Below are 7,753 nucleotides of genomic sequence, written 5' to 3'. Positions count from 1 at the left end.
GGCGAGGAACTGCGCGCAGGGGGACGGCACCTGCTCGCTGAGGGCGCGTCGGTCAGGTGCACGTGCGACGGGCTTCCCGCGGGGCGGCAGCACGTGCGCTTCGACGGTCGGCCCCGACCTGACCCCCGGCCGCCTTCCGCCTCGCGCCGTTCCTCGCGCCCCTGGGGGCCTGCCTTCGGCCCGTCGGTGTGGACACGTGGCTCGCCGGGGGCAGGTGGTTCGGTAGGGCACGTGCTCGGGGGGCGAGGAACTGCGCGCAGGGGGACGGCACCTGCTCGCTGAGGGCGCGTCGGTCAGGTGCACGTGCGACGGGCTTCCCGCGGGGCGGCAGCACGTGCACTTCGACGGTCGGCCCCGACCTGACCCCCGGCCGCCTTCCGCCTCGCGCCGTTCCTCGCGCCCCTGGTCGCCTGCCTTCGGCCCGTCGGTGCGGACCCGTGGCTCGCCGGGGCAGGTGGTTCGGTAGGGCAGTGAGCCGGGGGCGCGAGGGGGGCGGGTTTGTCGCTCACTGAGGGGTCGTCGGTGAGTTGTCCGTGCTGCGGTGTCCTGCTCGGGAACGGCAGTGCGGGCAGCTGCTTCGCGTGCCCCGGTCTTGGGGTGGGTGGTCTTCCGTCTCGCGCAGTTCCTCGCGCCCCTGGCGGTCCGGCCGCCGGCAGGGTCAGGTGCAGAGCTGACTGGCCGTCACCGGCTGGAGGCCCATCCGGTGGAGGCCGTCGAGCAGGCCGGGGAGGGCGTCCACGGTGCCCTGGTGGCCCATGTGCAGGGCGACCACGGAGCCGCTGCGGACGGTGCGGAGCAGGCGGCGCTGGAGCAGGTCGGCCCCGGGGTCGGTGTAGTCGTGCGGGTCCACGTCGAAGGACAGGCAGTGCTCGTAGCCGACCAGCCGGGCCTGCTCCCGGACCACCTTGCTGGCGTACTGGGCCGCCGAGGGCCGGAACCACCGTCCGATCGAGCCGGTCAGCCGCTGCAGGCGCTCCGCGCACTCGGCGATCTCCGCGTGCACCTGATCCGGCGTCAGGGCGTTGAGGTCCCGGTGGTTCTGGGTGTGGTTGCCCAGTTCGTGGCCGCCCCGGAGGATCCGTTCGGCCATCTGCGGCTGCTGGTCCAGCCAGCGGCCGACCGCCAGCACGGTCAGCTTCACCCCGTGCTGCTCGGCGCGTTCCAGCAGGGCGGTGGCCTGGGCCGGGTCACCCTCGCCGTGGAAGGTCAGGGCGATCTCGGGGCGGTTGCGCGGGCCGTTCACCACCTCGGCCGGGGTGCCCGGGGCCAGCGGGGCGAAGGCCGGGACCACCACCGGCCGGGTGGCGGTCGGCGAGGCGGAGGGCGAGGGCGAGGGCGGAGCGGACGCCGTGGGTGCGGCGGAGGGCAGCGGCGGCGGGGAGGCCGGGCCCTCGGCGGCGGGCGGCTCGGCGGCGGAGCAGGCGGAGAGGGCCCCGAGGGCGGCGGCGGTGGCCAGCCCGGCGGCGGAGCGCAGCACGGTGCGGCGGTCGGCGTTCATCGCGGCCAGCTTAGGGAGTGGGGAACGGGCGTACGACCCGGGTGCGCCGAGCGGGCCATCGGCCGACGGCCCGGCCTCGGTCGTGAACGAACCGGACCAGACCGAAACTTGACGGTCCGTGGCCAAGTGTTGACCCGTCTGCGGGCGAAGCGTGGCGGGGCCCGCTCCTATCGTCGGCCGCATGCCCCCTCAGCTGCGCCGGCCCGTGCCCGGCCACCCCGTGCTGCCCGTCCTCCCGTACCGCAAGCCCACCAAGGGCCGGGACTACTGGGTGCTGGATGACGTGCTCCCGAACATCGACGAGGTCCGGGCCCGCTGCCTGGCGGTCGAGGAGTGGGAGGAGGGCTACCCGCACAAGCCGGAGGCGTGGCCCGGCCTGCGGGCGATGCCCGCGCTGCTGCCCGGCGAGCTGGCCCGGGTGGAGGCGATGGTCCGCAAGGCCACCGGGGCGTCCCGGATCTGGGCGCTGAGCGAGGCGGAGGGCGGCACCTTCAACCACAACTGCGTCCAGGTGGTCGGCGCGGGGGAGAGCGAGCCCAGGCCGCACACCGACTCCCGCGCGCTCTGCCGGTACGCCGCCGTGCTCTACCTCAACCCCGCCGTGCCGGCCCGCTGCGGCACCAGCTTCCACCGCCAGAGCCTGCCGGGCGGTCGGCTCGGCGGCAATCAGGTGACCGCCCCGCACAACAGCCTGGTCGACGCCCTCGGCACCCGCTACGTCCCGGCCGACTCCTTCACCGAGGACCTCGCCGTCCCGCACCGCTACAACCGGCTGCTCCTCTACTCCGCCAACCTGATCCACACCGCCACCGAGTACTGGGGCGCCACCCTGGCGGAGAAGCGGATGACGGCGGTCTTCTTCTGGATGGCCTGACCGGGCGTCGGCTCACTACGGTGTCGGGATGACCGCCGCGACCGAGCCGTTCCCGCCCTGCCCGCTCCGCCAGGTCCGGGCGCTGTACGTGTGGCAGCGCAGCTGCCCCGGGGACTTCGCCGACGTCACGGTGGACTTCGAGCCCTGGGAGCCGGGCCTGCTCCTCGAGACCGCGCCGGAGGCGGAGGCGCCGGACGGCTGGTCGCTGGAGGAGCTGTCCGGGGCGGTCGCCGAGGGCGTCCGGGAGGAGCTGGCCGCTCAGGGGCTCGCCCCGGCCGTCGTGGTGGTGCTCCGCCGCCTGCGGGTCCACGAGGTGGACTCCAGCGAGCGCTCCTTCCGCCGGGCCGGCCGGCTGCTGGTCCGCAACGCGCTGGCCGTCCGGCCCTGAGCAGCGAAGCTCCGGGAATGTCGGCGGCTGGCCGTACCGTGGGGGCGTGCGTCCCATCACGAAGATCGAGCGTTCCGTGACGCCCTTCGAGGTCGTCAGCCCCTACCAGCCCAACGGTGACCAGCCGGCGGCCATCGCCGAGCTGGAGCGCCGCATCCGCGGCGGTGAGAAGGACGTCGTGCTGCTCGGTGCCACCGGTACCGGCAAGTCCGCGACCACCGCCTGGATGATCGAGAAGCTCCAGCGCCCCACCCTGGTGATGGCGCCGAACAAGACCCTCGCCGCCCAGCTGGCGAACGAGTTCCGCGAGCTGCTGCCGAACAACGCGGTCGAGTACTTCGTCTCGTACTACGACTACTACCAGCCCGAGGCGTACGTCCCGCAGACGGACACCTACATCGAGAAGGACTCCTCGATCAACGAGGAGGTCGAGCGCCTGCGCCACTCGGCGACCAACTCGCTGCTCACCCGCCGCGACGTGGTGGTGGTCGCCTCGGTGTCCTGCATCTACGGCCTCGGCACGCCGCAGGAGTACGTCGACCGGATGGCCCAGCTGCACGTCGGCGAGGAGGTCGACCGGGACGCCCTGCTGCGCCGCTTCGTCGAGATGCAGTACACCCGGAACGACCTGGCCTTCACCCGGGGCACCTTCCGGGTCCGGGGCGACACCATCGAGATCTTCCCGGTCTACGAGGAGCTGGCGCTCCGGATCGAGATGTTCGGCGACGAGATCGAGGCGCTCTACACGCTGCACCCGCTCACCGGCGAGATCATCAGCCAGAACGAGTCGATGTACGTCTTCCCGGCCTCGCACTACGTGGCCGGCCCCGAGCGCCTGGAGCGCGCGGTGAACGACATCGAGAAGGAGCTGGAGGAGCGGCTCGCCGTGCTGGAGAAGCAGGGCAAGCTGCTGGAGGCCCAGCGGCTGCGGATGCGCACCACCTACGACATCGAGATGCTCCGTCAGATCGGCAGCTGCTCCGGCATCGAGAACTACTCGATGCACTTCGACGGCCGCGAGCCCGGCTCCCCGCCGAACACGCTGCTCGACTACTTCCCCGACGACTTCCTGCTGGTCATCGACGAGTCGCACGTGACCGTGCCGCAGATCGGCGCGATGTACGAGGGCGACGCCTCCCGCAAGCGCTCGCTGGTCGACCACGGCTTCCGGCTGCCCTCCGCGCTGGACAACCGCCCGCTCAAGTGGGAGGAGTTCCAGGAGCGGATCGGGCAGACGGTCTACCTCTCCGCGACCCCCGGCAAGTACGAGCTGGCCCGGGGCGACGGCGCGGTGCAGCAGATCATCCGCCCGACCGGCCTGATCGACCCCGAGGTGATCGTCAAGCCGACGGAGGGTCAGATCGACGACCTGGTGCACGAGATCCGCAAGCGGATCGAGAAGGACGAGCGGGTCCTGGTCACCACCCTGACCAAGAAGATGTCCGAGGACCTGACGGACTACCTGCTCGGTCTCGACATCCGGGTGGAGTACCTGCACAGCGACGTCGACACGCTGCGCCGGGTCGAGCTGCTGCGCGAGCTGCGGGCCGGCAAGTTCGACGTGCTGGTCGGCATCAACCTGCTCCGTGAGGGCCTCGACCTCCCCGAGGTCTCGCTGGTGGCCATCCTGGACGCCGACAAGGAGGGCTTCCTGCGCTCCGGCACCTCGCTGATCCAGACCATCGGCCGCGCCGCCCGTAACGTCTCGGGCCAGGTCCACATGTACGCGGACCGGATCACCCCCTCGATGGAGCTGGCGATCGAGGAGACCAACCGCCGCCGCGAGGTCCAGCAGGCGTACAACACCGAGCACGGCATCGACCCGCAGCCGCTCCGCAAGAAGATCGGCGACATCCTGGACACCCTCACCCGGGAGGACCTGGACACCGAGGAGCTGCTGGCCACCGGGTACCGGCAGTCCGGCAAGGGCAAGGCCCCGGTGCCCGCCCTGGGCGCCGACCGCAAGCCGGCCAAGAGCCTGCCGGCGGCCGAACTCGCGGATCTGATCCAGCAGTTCACCGACCGCATGCACGCCGCCGCGGCCGACCTGCAGTTCGAGCTGGCGGCCCGGCTGCGGGACGAGATCGGCGAGCTGAAGAAGGAGCTCCGGCAGATGCGCGAGGCGGGCATGGCGTAGCGGTCGCTCCCGGTCGCTCCCGGTCGGGCCGGGGTGGCGTCGGGGGGTGCCGTCGTGGGCGCCGTCCCACGTCTCGCCCGCCGTGGCCTGCGGTGCTTGAATCCCGGAATGGACTCCGACACCGCAGGCCCCCGCCCCGTCAGCCTGGCCAAGGGCGGCTCCGCCCGGATCTCCCTGGACAAGGGGGACCGCGGGCTGACCGTCACCGCCTCGCTCCGCTGGGACGGCGGCAGCGACGCCCGGCGGTCGCGCGGCGCCGACCTCGACCTCTACGCGCTGTACGTCCCGGCCGAGGCCGTGGTGCGCGGTGCGGAGCACCCGCCCGGGTACGTGTTCCCGCAGCTGGAGCGCGGCCTGTTCGGCGCCAAGGACAAGGCCGCGGCCGCCGCCCTGAAGGAGGAGCTGGCCACCCGGACGGACTCCGGCCGGGCGGTCTACTGGAAGGACCTCGGCTCGCTGACCGCGGAGCCGTACCTGGGCCTGGACGGCGACGCCCGGGAGCCGGGCGAGGAGACCGTCCGGATCGTCCGCCCGGACCGGCAGGGGTACGCCCTGGTCTGCGCGTACAGCGCGGTCGGCAACGGCTCCGGCAGCTTCCGCAGCTACGGGGCCCGGGTGGAGGTCTCCGACGGCCGGGGCGCGAAGGTGACGGTGCCGCTCTACGAGGACACCGCCACCTCCTACTGGGTGGCCATCGCCTTCGTGGACTTCACCGACCCGCAGGGGGTGACGATCCGTCACGTCGAGCGGTACGGCCGCCGGCGCACCGAGCGCCGACCGGTGCTGCACACCGACGGAACGGTGCTGATGGACGCCGGGCCGGTGGAGTTCAAGCGGGGCTGAGCCGGCCCGTTCCTCCGGCACCCCGGGGCGGGCTCGCGTTGATCCCGGCGCCACGGGGTACGCCCCTTGCATGGGGCGGATGCCCGCAGGCCATAGGGTTGGGGGCCGTGGGCCCCCGGGGCCCGCGCAGGGGGCCTCGGCCGGGGGACGGCAAGGGGGTGTTCCGCCGTTGCACCGGTCCGGTGGGTGGGCCGGGCTGAGGAGAGAGGGCATTGCCGTGTCGGTGAACCTGGCCAAGGGCCAACGGGTGAGCCTGCAGAAGAGCTCGGGCGAGTCGCTGTCGGTGGTCCGGATGGGGCTGGGGTGGAAGGCAGCACCGAAGCGCGGGCTGTTCGGCAGCCGCACCCGCCAGATCGACCTGGACGCCTCCGCCCTGCTCTACGCCGAGCACACCCCGTCCGACGTGGTCTTCTTCCACCACCTGGTGAGCAACGACGGCTCCGTCCGGCACACCGGGGACAACCTGGTCGGCGGGGTCGGCTCGGAGGACGACGAATCGATCCTGGTGGACCTGGTCCAGGTCCCGGTGCACATCACCCAGGTGATCTTCACCGTCTCCTCCTACACCGGCCAGAGCTTCGCCGAGGTGCAGCAGGCGCACTGCCGCCTGGTGGACGAGTCCACCGGCCAGGAGCTGGCCCGCTACGAGCTGACCGGCGGCGGCCCGCACACCGGCCAGATCATGGCCAAGGTCTACCGGGACGGCAGCGGCGGCTGGGGCATGCAGGCGATCGGCGCGCCGGCCAAGGCGCGCACCTTCCAGGACATGCTGCCCGCCATCGAGCCCTTCCTCTGACGGCCCGTCAGGGGGAGTTCTTTACCTTCTTTACCTTCTCTTGGTCCTTCTGTTAGGCTCTGGGTATCGGAGGGGAGTATTCCCCAAGCAGTGTCCCCGTCATCACGGGTGCCGCAGTCGGCACACCCGGGGCGCTGGTCCGTGGGCCAGGCGGAGCCGGCCGACGGGCGGAAGAGACCTCCGGCAGTGACGATGACTGTCTCTCGCCTACCTGCCGGAGGAGCAGCTAAGTGGACGTTTCCGTGGGCCTGTGGGTCGGCACGATCGGGGTGCTGGTCGCCCTGATCGTGGCCGACTTCTTCATCGGTGGCCGCAAGCCGCACGAGGTCTCCATCAAGGAGGCCGGGATCTGGACCACCGTCTGGGTCGTGCTGGCGATCCTGTTCGGTGCCTTCCTCTGGTGGTACGGCGGTTCGAAGCCGGCCGGTGAGTTCTTCGCCGGGTACATCACCGAGAAGTCGTTGAGCGTCGACAACCTCTTCGTCTTCATCCTGATCATGGGCAAGTTCGCGGTGCCCAGGATCTACCAGCAGCGCGTGCTGATGATCGGTGTGATCATCGCGCTGGTGCTCCGGGCGGTCTTCATCGCCGGCGGTGCCGCGCTGGTCTCCGAGTTCTCCTGGGTCTTCTACATCTTCGGCGCCTTCCTGATCTGGACCGCGTACAAGCTGGTCAAGGAGGCGATGGGGGACGACGAGGAGGAGGAGTTCGAGGAGAACCGCCTGCTCAAGTCGATCGAGAAGCGCTTCCCGTCGACCGACAAGTACCACGGCACCAAGCTGACGATCCGTGAGAACGGCAAGCGGCTGATGACGCCGATGCTGATCGTGATGCTCGCCATCGGCACCACCGACGTGCTGTTCGCCCTGGACTCGATCCCGGCCATCTTCGGCCTGACCCAGGACCCGTACATCGTCTTCACCGCCAACGCCTTCGCCCTGATGGGCCTGCGCCAGCTGTACTTCCTGATCGGCGGCCTGCTGAAGAAGCTGGTCCACCTGAGCTACGGCCTGTCGGTGATCCTCGGCTTCATCGGCGTGAAGCTGGTGCTGCACGCGCTGCACGAGAGCGGCGTGCACGTCCCCGAGATCAGCATCCCGGTCTCGCTCGGCGTTATCTGCGGCGTGCTGGTGATCACCACCATCACCTCGCTGATGGCCTCCCGGAAGCAGGAGCGGGCCGAGCAGGCGGCGTCCAAGGACCAGATCGACGCCTGA

General features: G+C 71.3%; 7 protein-coding genes. 6 read left to right on the top strand and 1 reads right to left on the bottom strand.

Going from position 1 to position 7,753, the window contains the following annotated elements:
• Window positions 1–658: 658 nt before the first annotated feature.
• Window positions 659–1,498, bottom strand: a complete 840-nt coding sequence (locus tag ACIRBX_RS28085) for a polysaccharide deacetylase family protein (RefSeq protein WP_402300717.1) — start codon at window positions 1,496–1,498, stop codon at window positions 659–661.
• A 181-nt stretch (window positions 1,499–1,679) separates the two neighbouring features.
• On the opposite strand from ACIRBX_RS28085, the gene ACIRBX_RS28080 reads away from it, so the two are divergent.
• From ACIRBX_RS28080 to ACIRBX_RS28055, 6 genes are all read left to right on the top strand, one after another.
• Window positions 1,680–2,372: a DUF6445 family protein gene (locus ACIRBX_RS28080; protein ID WP_402300716.1), complete on the top strand. Its 693-nt coding sequence runs from the start codon at window positions 1,680–1,682 to the stop codon at window positions 2,370–2,372.
• A gap of 28 nt (window positions 2,373–2,400) precedes the next feature.
• Window positions 2,401–2,760 carry a hypothetical protein gene (locus tag ACIRBX_RS28075; protein WP_402300715.1) on the top strand — a complete coding sequence of 120 codons (360 nt, stop codon included), beginning with the start codon at window positions 2,401–2,403 and terminating at the stop codon, window positions 2,758–2,760.
• 46 nt (window positions 2,761–2,806) lie between these two features.
• Window positions 2,807–4,897, top strand: coding sequence for an excinuclease ABC subunit UvrB (uvrB, locus tag ACIRBX_RS28070; protein WP_402300713.1), 2,091 nt, complete (start codon window positions 2,807–2,809; stop codon window positions 4,895–4,897).
• A 108-nt stretch (window positions 4,898–5,005) separates the two neighbouring features.
• Window positions 5,006–5,740 carry a hypothetical protein gene (locus ACIRBX_RS28065; protein ID WP_402300711.1) on the top strand — a complete coding sequence of 245 codons (735 nt, stop codon included), beginning with the start codon at window positions 5,006–5,008 and terminating at the stop codon, window positions 5,738–5,740.
• A 217-nt stretch (window positions 5,741–5,957) separates the two neighbouring features.
• Window positions 5,958–6,536, top strand: a complete 579-nt coding sequence (locus ACIRBX_RS28060; protein ID WP_402300709.1) for a TerD family protein — start codon at window positions 5,958–5,960, stop codon at window positions 6,534–6,536.
• A 230-nt stretch (window positions 6,537–6,766) separates the two neighbouring features.
• Window positions 6,767–7,753: a TerC family protein gene (locus ACIRBX_RS28055; RefSeq protein WP_402300707.1), complete on the top strand. Its 987-nt coding sequence runs from the start codon at window positions 6,767–6,769 to the stop codon at window positions 7,751–7,753.

Source organism: Kitasatospora sp. NPDC096147 (assembly GCF_044763225.1).
Lineage (GTDB): Bacteria > Actinomycetota > Actinomycetes > Streptomycetales > Streptomycetaceae > Kitasatospora.
Note: the sequence above shows the minus strand (reverse complement) of the source record. Positions and strands in the feature narration are given on the sequence as shown.